This window comes from Acidovorax sp. M2(2025) (assembly GCF_049330835.1).
In the GTDB taxonomy this organism is placed as follows: domain Bacteria; phylum Pseudomonadota; class Gammaproteobacteria; order Burkholderiales; family Burkholderiaceae_C; genus Acidovorax.
In genome coordinates, this window is record NZ_CP186262.1 from 2,588,863 (window position 1) to 2,603,774 (window position 14,912).

The window sequence follows — 14,912 nt, forward strand, 5'->3', positions numbered from 1 at the left end:
CATGGCACTGCGTGGCCGGTGGGCCAACATTTTCAGACTGGGCATCAAGGAGCTGTGGAGCCTGTGGCGCGACCCGGCCATGCTGTTCCTCATCGTCTACACCACCACGCTGGCGGTGTATTCCGCCGGCAAGGCGCAGCCCGAGACGCTGTACCACGTGCCCATCGCCATCGTGGACGAAGACGGCTCGGCGCTGTCGCAGCGCATTGCCAGCGCCTTCTACCCGCCCCAGTTCACCCGCCCGGCCATGATCGGCCTGCGCGAGGTGGACCCGGGCCTGGACGCGGGCCGCTTCACGCTGGTGCTGCACCTCCCCGCGCACTTCCAGCGTGACGTGCTGGCGGGCCGGGCGCCCCAGGCCCAGCTCAACGTGGACGCCACGCGCATGGGCCAGGCTTTTACGGCCAACGGCGCGGTGCAGCAGATCGTGCAGCTGGAGGCGGCCGAGTTCGTGCAGCGCGACCGCAGCGTGCCCGCCCAGCCGGTGGAGCTGGCGGTGCGGGCGCGCTTCAACCCGGCGCTGACCCCGGCGTGGTTCGGCTCGCTCATGGAGCTGATCAACATCGTGACCATGCTCTCCATCATCCTCACCGGCGCCGCGCTGATCCGCGAGCGCGAGCACGGCACGGTGGAGCACCTGCTGGTCATGCCCGTGACGCCCGGCGAAATCATGCTGGCCAAGGTCTGGGCCATGGCCCTGGTGGTGCTGGCGGCTACCTGGGTGTCGCTCACCGTGGTGATCCGCGGCGCCATCGGCGTGCCCATCGAGGGCTCGGTGCCCCTGTTCTTGCTGGGCACCACGCTGCACCTGTTTGCCACCACCTCCATGGGTATCTTCATGGCCACCGTGGCGCGCAGCATGCCGCAGTTCGGGCTGCTGATGGTGCTCATCATGATGCCGCTGCAGATGCTGTCCGGCGGCGTGACCCCGCGCGAGAGCATGCCCCTGTGGGTGCAGTACGTGATGGCGCTGGCGCCCACCACGCACTTCACCGAGCTGTCCCAGGCCATCCTGTACCGGGGCGCGGGGCTGTCGGTGGTGTGGTCGTCGCTGGTATGGCTGCTGGCCATCGGCGCGGTGCTGTTTGCGCTGGCGCTGGCGCGGTTTCGCAAGACCATCGCGCGGATGGCGTGACCGGGGTGCTTCTGTTTTTATAGCTGCCAGCGCACGCTGGATAGGCGCTGGAGCCCGATTTTCCGATGATTCGCAGGTCGGGTTAGCGCAGCGTGACCCGACATGCATCTGGCGATGCCGAAGGTGTCGGGTTATGCCCAACCCGACCTACGGATCTGTGGTGGCTGCAGCAGCCCACTACAAAAAGCTCACGCTCCCCGGCCGCCCCGGGAGGTGCAGCTGCGCCGTGGGCGCGGGCTGGTCGGCCACGCGCTGGCCGCGCCGCCACACGCCCAAGCGCGCCGCGCGCAGGCGGATGGCGTCCACGGGCGTGCGGGCGTGCAGCAGCACCAGGTCCGCATGGCAGCCCGGGGCGATGCCGTAGCCCTCCAGCCCCAGCAGGCGGGCGGGGTTCACCGTCACCGCATCAAAGCACTGGCGCATGCCGGCCTGGCTGGTCATCTGGCCCACGTGCAGGCCCATGTGGGCGGCCTCCAGCATGTCGGCGCTGCCGCCGCTGTACCAGGGGTCCAGCACGCAGTCGTGGCCGAACGCCACGGTGAGGCCCGCGGCCATCAGCTCGGGCACGCGGGTCATGCCGCGGCGCTTGGGGTAGGTGTCGTGGCGGCCCTGCAGGGTGATGTTGATGAGCGGGTTGGCCACCACGCCCAGGTCGGCCTCGCGCATCAGGGGGATGAGCTTGCTTACGTAGTAGTTGTCCATGCTGTGCATGGAGGTGAGGTGCGAGCCCGTCACGCGGCCGTGCAGGCCCAGGCGCTGGGTTTCGTATGCCAGGGTCTCGACATGGCGCGAGTGCCGGTCGTCGCTCTCGTCGCAGTGCATGTCCACGCGTTTACCGCGTTCGGCGGCCAGCTCGCACAGGATCTTCACGCTCTCGGTGCCGTCGGCATACGTGCGCTCGAAGTGGGGAATGCCGCCCACCACGTCCACGCCCAGGTCCAGCGCACGCTTCAGGTTGGCCAGCCCGCCCGGGCTGCGCAGCACGCCGTCTTGCGGAAATGCCACCAGCTGCAGGTCCAGGTAGGGCGCCACGCGCCGCTTCACCTCCAGCAGCGCCTGCACCGGCAGCAGGCTCTCGTGGCTGGTGTCCACGTGGCTGCGCACCGCCAGCAGGCCGCGCGCCACGGCCATGTCGCAGTACTGCAGGGCGCGTTCAACGATGGCATCGTGGGTCAGCGTGGGCTTGAGCTCGCCCCACAGCGCAATGCCCTCCAGCAGCGTGCCGCTTTCGTTCACGCGCGGCTGGCCGTAGCTCAGGGTCGAATCCATGTGGAAATGCGCGTCCACAAACGGCGGGCTCACCAGCAGGCCGCCCGCATCCACCGTCTCGTGCGCGGGGGCTTGCAAGCCCTCGGTCACTTCGGCGATGCGGCCGTCCTGCACGGCGATGGACATGTTCTGGCGCCCGTCGGGCAGCGTGGCGTGGGTGATGAGGAGGTCGAGCATGGTGACGGAGTGTAGATATTCGCTGGGACGCGCGGCGCGGCACACTACGGTCTTACGAAGAAAGGCTCATCCGATGAATGTGCATGAAAAGCTGAACTACGTGGAGTTTGCGGCGCGCGATTTGCCCGCCACCAAGGCGTTCTTTGAGAAGGCGTTTGCCTGGGCCTTTGTGGACTACGGCCCGGCGTACACGGCGTTCTCGGGCCAGGGGCTGGATGGTGGCTTTTTCCAGGCCAGCCTGTGTTCCACCCAGGCCACGGGCGGCGCCTTGCTGGTGTTCTACAGCGCCGACCTCGAAGCCACCTTGGCCCAGGTGGAGCAGGCCGGTGGGGTGGTCGTCAAGCCGGTGTTCGACTTTCCAGGCGGGCGGCGCTTTCACTTCACCGAGCCCAGCGGCAACGAGTTTGCGGTGTGGTCGGATCAGCGTTCTCCCTTGCGGTAGGGCTTCATCAGCGCCTGCGGATACGCCGCCTTGCGCGCCACCAGCACCAGCGCCAGGATGGACAGCAGGTACGGCAGCATCAAATACACCTGGTAGGGCAGCCACGCGTCGCCCGCCTGCTGTAGCCGCAGCTGCAGGGCATCGAAGAACGCAAACAGCAGCGCCCCCAGCAGCGCCTTGCCGGGCCGCCACGAGGCAAACACCACCAGGGCCACGCAAATCCAGCCGCGGCCATTGATCATGTTGAAGAAAAACGCGTTGAAGGCCGACAGCGTGAGGAACGACCCGGCCACGCCCATCAACGCCGAGCCTGCGACGATGGCGCCCGTGCGCGTGGCCGCCACGGAGATGCCCTGGCCTTCGGCCGCCTGCGGGTTCTCGCCCACCATGCGCACGGCCAGGCCCAGCGGGGTGCGCATCAGCAGCCAGGCCAAGAGCGGCACCAGCAGCAGCGCCAGCAGCGTGAGCGGCGTCTGCGCCGACAGGATGGGAACGCCCAGCCACTCCATGGGCGCAAAGGGCTCGATGGTGGGCGGCGTGTTCACCTTGGGGAAGCTCACGCGGTAGCCGTAGTAGCTGAGCGCCGTGGCCAGCAGCGTGATGCCCAAGCCCGACACATGCTGCGACAGCGCCAGCCCCACGGTGAGCCAAGCGTGCAGCAGGCCAAAGGCAGCACCCGTGAGCGCCGCCACCAGCACCCCCGCCCACAGCCCATGGCCGGCATATACCGTGAGCCAGCCGGTGAAGGCCCCGGCCACCATGATCCCTTCAATGCCCAGGTTGAGCACGCCTGCGCGCTCGCACAGCAGCACGCCCAGCGTGCCCAGGATGAGCGGGGTGGCCACGCGCAGCGTGGCGATCCAGAACGCGGGGTTGGCGAGGATGTCGAGCAGTTCGGTCATGCGGCTGCTCCGCAGCGGTTGGCGTTGTGCAGTCGGCATGTTGGTGCTTGAAACACCCGTTCGGGCTGAGCCTGTCGAAGCCTTGCGCGGCGCTTCGACAGGCTCAGCGTGAACGGTGACAAGGGGGACAATACCGAAACTATCATTTTGATAGCTGCTTGCGCTTTATGGACAAGCGCCAGAGGCCAATTTTGCTTGAAATTTTGGTGCGTGTGCTTGTTCATGGCGTGCTCACTTCCAGCGAATGCGGTACTGGGTCAGCAAGCCCGCCACCAGCACCGCAATCAGCGAAGTCGCCACGATCACATCCGCAATGTAGGTGGGCACGCCCACCGCGCGGCTCATGCTGTCGGCTCCCACCAGCACGCCCGCCACAAAGGTGCCCGCAGCAATCACGCCCAGCGGGTGCAGCCCGGCCAGCATGGCGATCACGATGCCGCTGTAGCCGTAGCCGGGCGACATGTCGAGCGTCACATAGCTGGTGCGGCCCGCCACCTCGATGGCGCCGGCCAGCCCGGCCAGCCCGCCGGAGAGCAGGGCGACCAGCACGACCGTGCGCGTGATCGGCACGCCCGCAAACGCCGCAGCCCGCGCATTGGCCCCCGCAGCGCGGATGTCGAATCCCGGCACCGTGCGCGCCAGCAGCGCCCACAGCATCACCGCCAGCGACACGGCCCACAGCAGGCCCGTGTGCAGCCGCGTCTGCGGCACCAGCTTGGAAAGTTCCAGGTCACCCTGCAGCGCCACGCTTTGCGGCCAGCCCATGGAGAGCGGGTCTTTCATCGGCCCGTCCAGCAGCGCCGACACCAGCAGCAGCATGATGAAGTTGAGGAGCAGCGTGGTGACCACCTCGTCCACGCCCAGCCGGGCCTTCATCAGCGCCGGGCCCAGCAGCAGCGCGGCGCCCGCCAGCGCGGCCGCCAGCATCATCAGGGGGAAGAGCACATACGGCGACCATTCCAGGCCCGTGCCGCCATGCATGCCGCCCACGGCCACGGCGGCCAGCGCCCCGGCATAGAGCTGGCCCTCGGCCCCGATGTTGAACAGCCGCGCGCGGAAGGCCACGGCCGCGGCTAGCCCCGTCAGGATCAGCGGCGTGGCGCGGGTGAGGGTTTCGGTCAGCGCAAACACCGAGCCGAAGGCGCCCTGCAGCAGCAGCGCATAGGTCTGCCCCACGGGCGCGCCAGCCCACAGCACCAGCAGGGCGCTGACGAGCAATGTGAACACCACGGCGCCTACCGGCGCCAGAACGTAGGCGGCGGGGGAGGTGTGGTTGCGTTTTTCGAGTCTCATGAAGGATCGTTGTTGTTGTGTGGCTTTTCTAAATCCGCTCACTGAGAGCAGTCGAAGCGCCGCGCAAGGCTTCGACAAGCTCAGCCCGAACGGCTGGGGAAGACGGCGGTGCATGGCTCACTCGTGCACAGCCCCCGCCATCGCCAGGCCGATGGCTTCGCGCGTCCAGTCGTCAGCGCGTTGCGCCTCGCTCAGTTGCCCGTCGTGCATTACCGCCACGCGGTCGCCCAGCGCCAGCACTTCGTCCAGGTCGTCGGAGATCAGCAGCACGGCCGCCCCTGCATCGCGTGCGTTGATGAGCTGCTGCTGCACAAACATCACCGCGCCAATGTCCAGGCCCCAGGTGGGCTGGTGCGCGATGATGAGCTGCGGAGGTGCGGCGTGCGCGCCACCGGCATCCTGCGGCGGCATCAGCGCCCGGCCCAGGATGAGCTTTTGCATGTTGCCGCCCGAGAGCGACCGCGCCGGCGCATCGGCCCCGCCGCCGCGCACGTCAAAGGCCTCGGCCACGCGCTGCGCGTGCTGGCGCGCCGCGCGGCGCTTGACCCAGAAGGCGCGGTACCACGGGTGCGCAAACCAGGGGCCGCGCAGGCGCTCGGACACCGCGTTCTCCCACACCGGCAGGTCGCCCACCACGCCCACGGCGTGGCGGTCTTCGGGGATGCGGGCCACGCCCTGGTTCACCAGCCACGCAGGCCGCGCTGGCAGCGGTGCGCCGCGCAGCGTGATCTGGCCGGTGGCGGCGCTGCGCACGCCGCACAGCACATCGGCCAGTGCCACCTGGCCATTGCCGCTGACGCCCGCAATCGCCACGATCTCGCCGGCGCGCAGGGTGAGGGACACATCATTCAGCCGGTCGCGCCCGGTGGGGGCGGTGCTGACGTTGGCCAGGGTGCAGATGGGATCGCCCACCTTCTTGGCGGGGCGGCGCTCGGCCGCTTCGATCGCATGGCCCACCATCCATTGCGCCAGCTGCCCTTGCGTGGTGCCTTGCGCGGGCGCCTCGGCCACCAGCTGGCCCTGGCGCAGCACGGCCACGCGGTGCGACACGCGCAACACCTCGCCCAGCTTGTGGCTGATGAAGATGATGGACAGGCCCTGCGCCACCATCTGCGCCAGGGTGTCGAACAGCGCCTCGCTCTCCTGCGGGGTGAGCACCGCGGTGGGTTCGTCCAGGATCAAGATGCGGGCGCCCCGGTAGAGCGCCTTCAGGATTTCGACCCGCTGGCGCTCGCCCACGGACAGGCTGCCCACGCGGGCATCCGGGCTGACGGGCAGCCCAAACTGCTGCGACACGGCCAGCAGCTTGGCGCGTGCCTCGCTGCGGCGCGAGAAGGGCCGCCACAGCGGCTCGGTGCCCAGCAGCACGTTGTCCAGCACCGTGAGGTTGTCGGCCAGCGTGAAGTGCTGGTGCACCATGCCAATGCCCGCCGCCAGCGCCGCACGCGGCTGGCCGGGGGGCAGGGGCTGGCCGAAGACTTCGATGTGGCCCTCGTCGGCCACGTAGTGCCCGAACAGGATGGACATCAGCGTGGACTTGCCCGCACCGTTCTCGCCCAGCAGGGCCAGCACTTCGCCGCGTGCGAGGGTCAGGCTGATGTGGTCGTTGGCGACGAGCTTGCCAAAGCGCTTGGTGATCTGGGTCAGTCGCAGGACGGGTTCCATGTCAGTCCTCCCCGGTGCAGCGCGCTGGCTGCCGTGGGCTGTCACACCCGCTCCCCTGGCGGTAGAGGGTGGGGGAAAGGGGGCTCTGCGCTGACGTCGGGCGCTGCGGCTGTTTCCACGCTCCCCCTCTCCCCAACCCCTCCCCCGCGAGGGGGGAGGGGCTACCGGCGCATAGCGAAGGCCGTTGTGGGTTCATTACGCTCACTTCCACGCGGCCAGAAAGGCCCGCAGCACCTTGGCCGAGTTGGCCGCTGCCAGGCCCATGAAGGTGTCCATTTCGTTCTCGCCCTCGCCGCCGCCCGCCAGGTCGCTCAGCGAGCGGAACGCGATGTAGGGCACGCCATTGCTGTGGGCCACCATGGCGGTGGCGGCGGTTTCCATGTCGAGCACGTTGGCCTCGAAGGTCTTGAACGCGTATTCGCGGAAGGCCTTGTTGTCCACAAAGGCCTGGCCGGACACGCCGTTGCCGCCCACCACCAGCTGCGGGCGCTGCTTCAGGCAGGTGGCGGCCAGGCAGTGTTCCAGGCCCACGTTTTGCAGGCTGCGGGCGGTGGCCAGCATCTTCGGGTCGGCTTCAAACCAGAACTTTTTGGAAAGCTGGGGCTGTGCGGCCGAGCGCACTTCCACGGGGCGCGGGTGCATCATGCCGAAGGCGGGCATCGTCAGCTCGCCTTTCATCCAGGCGGGGGCGCTGTACCGGCCGGGCCGGTCTTCGCGCGCCATCAGCCATTCCATGTACTGGCCCCACTGCGCGGGCACGGTCACGTCACCAATGTGCAGGCCAGGGTTCACGCCACCCGCGATGCCGCTGAAGACCACGTGGCTCACGTTGAAGCGGTCCAGCACCAGCTGGGTGTTCATGGCCGCGTTGGTCATGCTGATGCCCGACAGGAACACCACCACGGGCTTGCCTTCGAGCGTGCCGGTGGTGAACTCCACGCCGTTGATGCTGTGCTTGGCGGGTTGATGCACCTGGGGCAGCAGCACGGCCAGCTCGGGGGCAAAGGCGGAGATGACGGCGATGCGCGGCGTGTCGTCCAGCCGCACGGCCGTTGCGCTGGGCGCCGGGTGCGTGGCGCAGCCGGCCACCACGGCCGCCAGCGCCAGGGCGCCCAGCCAGCGGGTGAGCCGGGCCGGCAGCCGCAGCGGCCGGAATGTGCAAGAGGTGTCCATGGTGCAGCGCCTCGTCAACCAAAAAAACAGATGCCGGAAAAAACGCAGGCCACCGCGTTGCTGGGGTGGCCTGGGCGCAATCAGAAAGGGGGGCGGCGGGCAGCGCACGCCGCCACGGTGGGGCTGTTGCTACTTGGCCGTGGACTTGGGCTGGCTGTCATCCACCTTCACGGTGAATTTGCCGGCCAGGATGTCGGCCTCCTTGGCCTTGACCTTGGCCACGATGTCGGCCGGCACCTTCTTCTCGAACGTGCCCAGGGGCGCCAGCTCGGAACCCTTGTGCTTCATCATCGAATACGGGCCGTAGTCTTCGGCGGTGAACTTGCCTTCCTTCACCAGCTTGAGCGCGCGGTCGATGCTGGGCTCCATGTGCCACAGGGCCGATGCCACCACGGTGTCGGGGTACTGCTCCTGCGTGTTGATCACGTTGCCGATGGCGAGCTTGCCTTTTTCCTTGGCGGCGTCGCTCACGCCAAAGCGCTCGGCGTAGAGCACGTCGGCGCCCTTGTCGATCATGGCGAAGGTGGCTTCCTTGGCCTTGGGCGGGTCGAACCAGCTGTTGATGAAGGTGATGGTGAACTCCACCTTGGGGTTCGTCTCCTTGGCGCCCGCCATGAAGGCGTGCATCAGGCGGTTGACCTCGGGGATGGGGAAGCCGCCCACCATGCCGATCTTGTTCGTCTTGGTCATGCCGCCCGCGATCATGCCGCTCAGGTAGGCGGGCTCCTGGATGTAGTTGTCAAACACGCTGAAGTTGGGGGCCTGCGGCTTGCCCGAGGAGCCCAGCAGGAACGAGGTCTTGGGGAAATCCTTGGCCACCTTGCGGGCGGCGGCCTCCACGGCAAAGGCCTCGCCCAGGATGAGCTGGTTGCCGCCGGTGGCGTACTCGCGCATCACGCGCTCGTAGTCGGCGTTGCTCACGTTCTCGCTGGCCTTGTATTCGATCTCGCCGCGCGCCTCGGCCGCCTTCAGGGCCTTGTGGATGCGGCTGACCCACTGCTGCTCGAACGGCACCGTGTAGACCGCCGCCACCTTGAGCTTGGACTGCGCCGACGCCAGCGAAGGGGCCAGCCCCAGTGCGGCAGAAAGGGCCATGGAGGTGCAGAGCAGGCGTCCGGTGAAGATGCGGCGAGTGGTCATGGTAGGGGTCCTTCGGTCAAGCAAACAAAACGGGAAAAGTGATTTGCACGTTCAAGCAAGGAGTGCGCCAGGGCAGGGCAGCGGCGTGGCGGACAAGTCTGCCAGAGGAAAGCCACCAAGTGGTAAAAAAAGTGGCGTCCTCATGGTTCGGGGTCCGGGCAAGAAAAAGCCACCCCAGGCGGCAGGGCGCCGGGGTGGCTGGCGGGGGCGCTGGAGCGCATGCGCCTATTTGGTGCCAAAGATCCGGTCGCCCGCGTCGCCCAGGCCCGGCAGGATGTAGCCGTGGTCGTTCAGCTCGCGGTCGATGGCGGCGGTGAAGATGGGTACGTCCGGGTGCGCCTTTTGCAGCGTGGCGATGCCCTCGGGCGCGGCCAGCAGGCAGACGAACTTGATGGAGCGGGGGTTGAGCTTCTTCAGGCGGTCCACGCACGCGGCGGCCGAGTTGCCGGTGGCGAGCATGGGGTCCACCACGATGATGTCGCGCTCGTCCATCTCGGAAGGCATCTTGAAGTAGTACTCCACGGGCTGCAGCGTGGCCGGGTCGCGGTACAGGCCGATGTGGCCCACGCGGGCGCCGGGCACCACGTTGAGCATGCCGTCCAGGAAGCCGTTGCCCGCCCGCAGGATGGAGACGAGCACCAGCTTCTTGCCGTCGATCATCTTGCCGGTCATGGTCTCCAGCGGGGTTTCGATCTGCACGTCCTGCAGCGGCATGTCGCGCGTAACTTCATAGGCCATCAGCGTGGAGAGTTCGCCCAGCAGGCGGCGGAAGCTGTTGGTGCTGGCGTCCTTCTTGCGCATCAGCGTGAGCTTGTGCTGGACGAGGGGATGGGTGATGACGGTGACGTTGCTCATGGGAGGCCTGGAAATGCAGGCACAGCGCGCGAGGGGAAGGCTCGGGCTGCACCAGACGGTAAAACTTTGAATGGGGGCTAGTCTGCCAGAAAGCGCGCGTAGCGCGACAGGTCTACGTTGCCGCCACTGATCATGACGCCCACGCGGGCGCCGCGCACGTCCACGGTGCCGTGCCGGGCGCCGGCAAACGCCAATGCGCCGGTGGGCTCGACCACGATCTTCATGCGCTCGGCAAAGAAGCGCAGTGCCTCGACCAGTTCTTCATCGGTGGCGGTGACCATGTCGTCGGCCAGGCGCTGGATGATGGGAAACGTGAGGTCGCCCAGCGCCTGCGTTTGCGCGCCGTCGGCAATGGTGTGGGGGGTGGGAATGCGCACCACATGGCCCGCGCGCACCGACTGCTGCCCGTCGTTGCCCGCGGCGGGCTCCACGCCCACCACGCGGCAGTGGGGCGCGCGGGCCTCGGCGGCCAGCAGGCTGCCGGCCAGCAGGCCGCCGCCGCCCACGCAGACGAAGAGGTAGTCCAGGTCGGGCACGTCCTCAAAAAACTCCAGGGCCGAGGTGCCCTGGCCCGCGATGACGTGCGGGTGGTCGAACGGCGGCACCAGCGTCATGCCGCGCTCCAGCGCCAGGCGGCGGCTGATGGCCTCGCGGTCTTCGGTGTAGCGGTTGTAGGTGACCACCTGGGCGCCGTACTCGCGGGTGGCGGCCATCTTGGAGGCGGGCGCGTCCTCGGGCATGACGATGAGGGCGGGCATGTCCAGCAGCCGCGCCGACAGGGCAATGGCCTGCGCATGGTTGCCGGCCGAGAAGGCCAGCACGCCGCGTTCGCGCTGCTCGTCGGTGAACTGGGACAGTGCGTTGAAGGCGCCGCGGAACTTGAAGGCGCCGGTGCGCTGCAGGTTCTCGCACTTGAAGAACAGCTGCGCGCCCAGCATTTCGTCGGCGCTGGTGGAGCGCAGTACGGGCGTGCGGTGGGCCATGCCGTGGAGGCGGTGGGCGGCGGCCGCCACGTCCTCGAAGGTGGGCGGGGTGAGGCTGGGCAGGGTCATGGCGTCGTCCTCCGGATGGGTAGAAGCGGGGCGGCGGGCGCGCCCACGCCAGCACATGATAGCCCGCCAGCCGGCGGTTTAGGGTGCAAAGGGCCGCCAGCGCTTGTGGAGAAAGCGCGGGCAGCTATGAATTTTGAGAAGAACGAGGCGCCAGAACGGCGCCCTCGGATGGGTGTGGCACTGGGCCGGCTGCGGCGGCCCGGCACCGAGCGGGCCAGGGCCGCGGGGGCCGCTCCCTTCAGCCCAGGTCGCTGAAACGCTGCAGCGCGGGCAGGTCGGGGAAGTCGCCCGCGCGCTTTTGCTTCATGGCCGTGACGGACTCCATCACGTGCCGGTTGCTCCAGATGGCGCCTTGCAGCCAGCCCATCTGGCGCAAGCTGTCTTCCACGCTGTGGTCGCGGGCGTAGTTCACGGCCTGCTTGGTGCCCCAGATGGCCACGGGCGGCTTGGCGGCGATTTCGCGGGCGCACTGCAGCGCGGCGGCCACGCAGGCTTCCTGCGTGTCGAGCACCTCGTTGACCAGGCCGTAGCCCTGGGCCCTGGCCGCGCCCAGGCGCCGGCCGGTGTAGGCCAGTTCCTTGACCACGCCCAGAGGGATGAGCTTGGGCAGGCGCTGCAGCGTGCCCACGTCGGCCACCATGCCGATGTTGATCTCCTGGATGCAGAAGAACGCATCCGCCGTGGCGTAGCGCACGCAGGCGGTGGTGACCAGGTCCACCGCGCCGCCGATGCAGCCGCCGTGGATGGCCATGATGACGGGAATGCGCAGGCTTTCGACGCGGGTGAAGGTGGCCTGCATGTCGGTCAGCAGGTCGAAGATGGCGGCACGCCCTTCGGGGCTGCGGTCGTCCAGCGTGATGGCGCCGCCAAAGGTCTCCAGCGCCATGCCCGCGCTGAAATGCTTGCCCGTGCTGCTCACCACCAGGGCGCGGGCCGCGCCGGTGGTGTTCAGGTGGGCCAGCACCTGGTCCAGCTCGCGCCAGAACGTCGGGTGCATGGTGTTCATGGCCTCGGGCTTGTTCAGCACCAGATGGGCCACGTGGTCGGTGATGCTGAGGGAAAAGCAGGTGAGAGAGTTCATGGCCGCCACTGTAGACGGGCCTGCCCGGGCCATGTCGTCGCCTGGGTGACTTGGGGTGATTTTGGCCTGCAGCGCTCTCCTGGAAAGCGCTGGCAGCTATCAAAAATAGAGCGTTTCGCGGCCCCGGCCGGGGCGCTCAGTCGCCGCCGCCCCCGCAGCCGCCGCCATCGCCCCCTCCATCACTGCCGCCGTCGCCCCCCCCGTCGGCGCTTTCGGCCCCGCCAAAGTCGCCTGCGTCACCGCCATAGCTGCCGTCGGAAAAGCTGGTGCCGCAGTAGGTGTCGCCGCCGCTGCCGCCCGCGTCGCTCTTGCGGGCGATGTCGGTGCAGTCGGGCACGTAGGTGAAGCCGCCGGGGATGGCGAACTTGCCGTCCAGCGCAAACAGCAGCGGCAGGCGGCTGGGCGCCCGCGGGTCGATGGATTCCTCCTTGCACGTCCAGTACCAGCAGCGGCGCAGCCCGTCGTTGTGGCGGCTGCGCGCGCCCAGGGTTTCGGCGGGCGTGTGGTGCAGGAAGAAGCCCAGCGCCTGCTCGCACCAGGTCTTGTAGGCCTGGGTGTGCAGGATGAATTCGTGCCACCGCGCGTCCACCGCGCGCGAGGGCATGGCGACGAAGGCTTTGTTGCTGCGCAGGCAGGCCAGGAAGAACTGGCGCAGGCCGAGCTCCACCAGGTCGCAGTCGCGCGGGCTCAGGTGGGGGTAGGTTTCGCGCAGCTTGCGCTGAAGAAAGCGGGGCAGGGGCGCCTCGCGGATGAAGCGCTGGCGCACTGCGCTGGTCCACTGGACCGTGAGCGCCACCCCGATGACCGTGGCGACGAAATAGAACGCCCAAACGCCCCGAATGCGCCAGGCGCCGGCCAGTGCGCCAGCGATAGCGAGGGCCCATGCGCCAATGGCCAGCAGCATCGCCCGGCTGCCCACGCGCAGCATGGCGCGCTGGAGTCCTGTCATCGCGGTTCCCTCCTTGTCGATTTTTGTTGTTGTGCTGCGCAGGGTCTGCCCCGTGATTGCAGGGCAGGCATGTGACCAATGGATGACAAAAATGCGGCAAGGAGGTGGCAAAAGGAGGGCAAAAGGGTGGCGACCGTGTTGCGCGCTCGCCACCGCAGGCTGCCACGGGCCGGGCCCGTCCGGCCGCTCAGCGCCGCTTGCTGCCGCCGCCGAAGATCCCCCCCAGCACCCCGCGAAGGATCTCCTTGCCCACGCTGGTGCCCACGGTGCGCACGGCCGACTTGGCCATGGTCTGCACCAGGCCGTCGCGGCGGCCGCCCCGCGGGCCGGTGGTGCCGAACAGCAGGTCGTTGAGGAAGCCGCCCCCCAGGCCGCCGCCTTCGCTGCGCGCCGGGCTGTCAGCGCCACCGCTGGCCGCGGGGGGTGCCGCGCCGGGGGCGGCGGGCGCGGCCTCGGCCCGGCCCCGGAGCTTCTCGTAGGCGGATTCGCGGTCCACCACCTTCTCGTACACGCCGGCCACCAGGGACTGGGCCATCAGCGCCTGGCGCTGCTGCGGGGTGATGGGGCCCAGCTGGCTGCCGGGCGGCAGCACGAACACGCGCTCCGTCACGCTGGGCCGGCCCTTGGCGTCCAGGAAGCTCACCAGCGCCTCGCCGACGGCCAGCTCGGTGATGGCGGTTTCGATGTCGAGCCCCGGCTTTTGCCGCATGGTGGTGGCGGTGGCCTTCACGGCCTTCTGGTCGCGCGGGGTGAAGGCGCGCAGCGCGTGCTGCACGCGGTTGCCCAGCTGGGCCAGCACGCTGTCGGGGATGTCCAGCGGGTTCTGTGTGACGAAATACACCCCCACGCCCTTGGAGCGCACCAGGCGCACCACCAGCTCGATGCGCTCGACCAGCACCTTGGGCGCCTCGTTGAACAGCAGGTGGGCCTCGTCGAAGAAGAACACCAGCTTGGGCTGCTCGGGGTCGCCGATCTCGGGCAACTGCTCGAACAGCTCCGACAGCATCCACAAAAGGAAGGTGGCATAGAGGCGCGGCGAGTTCATGAGCTTGTCGGCGGCCAGGATGTTGACCACCCCCTTGCCGTCCACGGTCTGCATGAAGTCCTGGATGTCGAGCATGGGCTCGCCAAAGAACTTGTCGCCGCCTTGCTGTTCGATCTGCAGCAGCCCGCGCTGGATGGCGCCCACGCTGGCGGCGCTGACGTTGCCGTACTCGGTGGTGAACTCCTTGGCGTTGTCGCCCACGTAGGTGAGCATGGCGCGCAGGTCCTTCAGGTCCAGCAGCAGCAGGCCGTTGTCGTCGGCGATCTTGAAGACGATGTTGAGCACGCCCAGCTGGGTTTCGTTCAGGCCCAGCATGCGGCCCAGCAGCAGCGGCCCCATGTCGGAAATGGTGGCGCGCACGGGGTGGCCCTGCTCGCCAAACACATCCCACAGCGTGGTGGGGCAGGCCAGGGGCGTGGGCAGGTCCAGGCCGCGCTCCTTGAGCACGCCGGCCAGCTTGTCCCCGATCTTGCCCGGCTGGCTGGCGCCGGTCAGGTCACCCTTCACGTCGGCCATGAACACCGGCACGCCGATGCGCGAGAAATTTTCGGCCAGGGTCTGCAGCGTCACGGTCTTGCCCGTGCCGGTGGCGCCGGTGATGAGCCCGTGGCGGTTGGCCAGGCCGGGCAGGAGATGGCACTCGGTGGTGTTGTGTTTGGCGATCAGAAGGGGTTCGGCCATGTCGGGTGTCCTTGGAATGCGGGGGCCAGCACAAGCGGCAAGCGCGGCACGCC

General features: G+C 68.4%; 14 protein-coding genes. 2 read left to right on the forward strand and 12 right to left on the reverse strand.

All coding sequences use genetic code 11. The features are described from left to right. Position 1: 1 nt before the first annotated feature. Positions 2–1,135, forward strand: a complete 1,134-nt coding sequence (locus ACOYR3_RS12090) for an ABC transporter permease (RefSeq protein WP_422842631.1) — start codon at positions 2–4, stop codon at positions 1,133–1,135. 177 nt (positions 1,136–1,312) lie between these two features. On the opposite strand, the gene ACOYR3_RS12095 is transcribed toward ACOYR3_RS12090, so the two are convergent. Beyond that, positions 1,313–2,581, reverse strand: coding sequence for an amidohydrolase family protein (locus ACOYR3_RS12095; protein WP_422842632.1), 1,269 nt, complete (start codon positions 2,579–2,581; stop codon positions 1,313–1,315). 73 nt (positions 2,582–2,654) lie between these two features. Between ACOYR3_RS12095 and ACOYR3_RS12100 the strand changes: the two genes are divergently transcribed. After that, positions 2,655–3,023, forward strand: coding sequence for a VOC family protein (locus ACOYR3_RS12100; RefSeq protein ID WP_422842633.1), 369 nt, complete (start codon positions 2,655–2,657; stop codon positions 3,021–3,023). Here ACOYR3_RS12100 and ACOYR3_RS12105 read toward each other — a convergent pair. The 11 genes from ACOYR3_RS12105 to ACOYR3_RS12155 all read right to left on the reverse strand — a co-directional run bounded on the left by ACOYR3_RS12105 (position 3,002) and on the right by ACOYR3_RS12155 (position 14,859). After that, positions 3,002–3,925 carry an ABC transporter permease gene (locus ACOYR3_RS12105; protein ID WP_422842634.1) on the reverse strand — a complete coding sequence of 308 codons (924 nt, stop codon included), beginning with the start codon at positions 3,923–3,925 and terminating at the stop codon, positions 3,002–3,004. The two genes, ACOYR3_RS12100 and ACOYR3_RS12105, sit on opposite strands and share 22 nt — an antisense overlap. Next, positions 3,922–4,149 (reverse strand): hypothetical protein, encoded by a 228-nt coding sequence (locus tag ACOYR3_RS12110; protein ID WP_422842635.1) that lies wholly within the window; start codon positions 4,147–4,149, stop codon positions 3,922–3,924. Before ACOYR3_RS12110 ends, ACOYR3_RS12105 begins: the two co-directional genes overlap by 4 nt. A gap of 7 nt (positions 4,150–4,156) precedes the next feature. Further along, positions 4,157–5,218 carry an ABC transporter permease gene (locus ACOYR3_RS12115; RefSeq protein ID WP_422842636.1) on the reverse strand — a complete coding sequence of 354 codons (1,062 nt, stop codon included), beginning with the start codon at positions 5,216–5,218 and terminating at the stop codon, positions 4,157–4,159. A 117-nt stretch (positions 5,219–5,335) separates the two neighbouring features. Further along, entirely contained in the window at positions 5,336–6,883 is a 1,548-nt protein-coding gene (locus ACOYR3_RS12120; protein ID WP_422842637.1) for an ABC transporter ATP-binding protein, read from the reverse strand. A gap of 201 nt (positions 6,884–7,084) precedes the next feature. Further along, positions 7,085–8,056 (reverse strand): 5'-methylthioadenosine/S-adenosylhomocysteine nucleosidase, encoded by a 972-nt coding sequence (locus ACOYR3_RS12125; protein WP_422842638.1) that lies wholly within the window; start codon positions 8,054–8,056, stop codon positions 7,085–7,087. A 129-nt stretch (positions 8,057–8,185) separates the two neighbouring features. Next, on the reverse strand, positions 8,186–9,196 hold the full coding sequence (locus ACOYR3_RS12130) for a BMP family protein (RefSeq protein WP_422842639.1): 1,011 nt from the start codon (positions 9,194–9,196) through the stop codon (positions 8,186–8,188). A gap of 225 nt (positions 9,197–9,421) precedes the next feature. Then, on the reverse strand, positions 9,422–10,051 hold the full coding sequence (upp, locus tag ACOYR3_RS12135) for a uracil phosphoribosyltransferase (RefSeq protein ID WP_274113290.1): 630 nt from the start codon (positions 10,049–10,051) through the stop codon (positions 9,422–9,424). A 77-nt stretch (positions 10,052–10,128) separates the two neighbouring features. After that, positions 10,129–11,103, reverse strand: coding sequence for a threo-3-hydroxy-L-aspartate ammonia-lyase (locus ACOYR3_RS12140; RefSeq protein WP_422842640.1), 975 nt, complete (start codon positions 11,101–11,103; stop codon positions 10,129–10,131). Positions 11,104–11,341: 238 nt separating this feature from the next. Beyond that, positions 11,342–12,184 carry an enoyl-CoA hydratase-related protein gene (locus ACOYR3_RS12145; RefSeq protein WP_422842641.1) on the reverse strand — a complete coding sequence of 281 codons (843 nt, stop codon included), beginning with the start codon at positions 12,182–12,184 and terminating at the stop codon, positions 11,342–11,344. 136 nt (positions 12,185–12,320) lie between these two features. Further along, complete coding sequence (locus ACOYR3_RS12150) at positions 12,321–13,133, reverse strand: glycine-rich domain-containing protein (protein WP_422842642.1); 813 nt, start codon at positions 13,131–13,133, stop codon at positions 12,321–12,323. Positions 13,134–13,320: 187 nt separating this feature from the next. Further along, the gene (locus ACOYR3_RS12155; protein WP_422842643.1) at positions 13,321–14,859 is read right to left on the reverse strand and encodes a helicase HerA-like domain-containing protein; all 1,539 of its coding nucleotides are present in this window, start codon (positions 14,857–14,859) and stop codon (positions 13,321–13,323) included. Positions 14,860–14,912: the final 53 nt, after the last annotated feature.

Bases quoted from the DNA above. Each gene is read 5' to 3' on its own strand.
- ACOYR3_RS12100 (WP_422842633.1), top strand. From the start codon at position 2,655: ATGAATGTGCATGAAAAGCTGAACTACGTGGAGTTTGCGGCGCGCGAT.
- ACOYR3_RS12155 (WP_422842643.1), bottom strand. From the start codon at position 14,859: ATGGCCGAACCCCTTCTGATCGCCAAACACAACACCACCGAGTGCCAT.
- ACOYR3_RS12095 (WP_422842632.1), bottom strand. From the start codon at position 2,581: ATGCTCGACCTCCTCATCACCCACGCCACGCTGCCCGACGGGCGCCAG.
- ACOYR3_RS12140 (WP_422842640.1), bottom strand. From the start codon at position 11,103: ATGACCCTGCCCAGCCTCACCCCGCCCACCTTCGAGGACGTGGCGGCC.
- ACOYR3_RS12130 (WP_422842639.1), bottom strand. From the start codon at position 9,196: ATGACCACTCGCCGCATCTTCACCGGACGCCTGCTCTGCACCTCCATG.
- ACOYR3_RS12125 (WP_422842638.1), bottom strand. From the start codon at position 8,056: ATGGACACCTCTTGCACATTCCGGCCGCTGCGGCTGCCGGCCCGGCTC.
- ACOYR3_RS12145 (WP_422842641.1), bottom strand. From the start codon at position 12,184: ATGAACTCTCTCACCTGCTTTTCCCTCAGCATCACCGACCACGTGGCC.
- ACOYR3_RS12115 (WP_422842636.1), bottom strand. From the start codon at position 5,218: ATGAGACTCGAAAAACGCAACCACACCTCCCCCGCCGCCTACGTTCTG.
- upp (WP_274113290.1), bottom strand. From the start codon at position 10,051: ATGAGCAACGTCACCGTCATCACCCATCCCCTCGTCCAGCACAAGCTC.
- ACOYR3_RS12120 (WP_422842637.1), bottom strand. From the start codon at position 6,883: ATGGAACCCGTCCTGCGACTGACCCAGATCACCAAGCGCTTTGGCAAG.
- ACOYR3_RS12090 (WP_422842631.1), top strand. From the start codon at position 2: ATGGCACTGCGTGGCCGGTGGGCCAACATTTTCAGACTGGGCATCAAG.
- ACOYR3_RS12110 (WP_422842635.1), bottom strand. From the start codon at position 4,149: ATGAACAAGCACACGCACCAAAATTTCAAGCAAAATTGGCCTCTGGCG.
- ACOYR3_RS12150 (WP_422842642.1), bottom strand. From the start codon at position 13,133: ATGACAGGACTCCAGCGCGCCATGCTGCGCGTGGGCAGCCGGGCGATG.
- ACOYR3_RS12105 (WP_422842634.1), bottom strand. From the start codon at position 3,925: ATGACCGAACTGCTCGACATCCTCGCCAACCCCGCGTTCTGGATCGCC.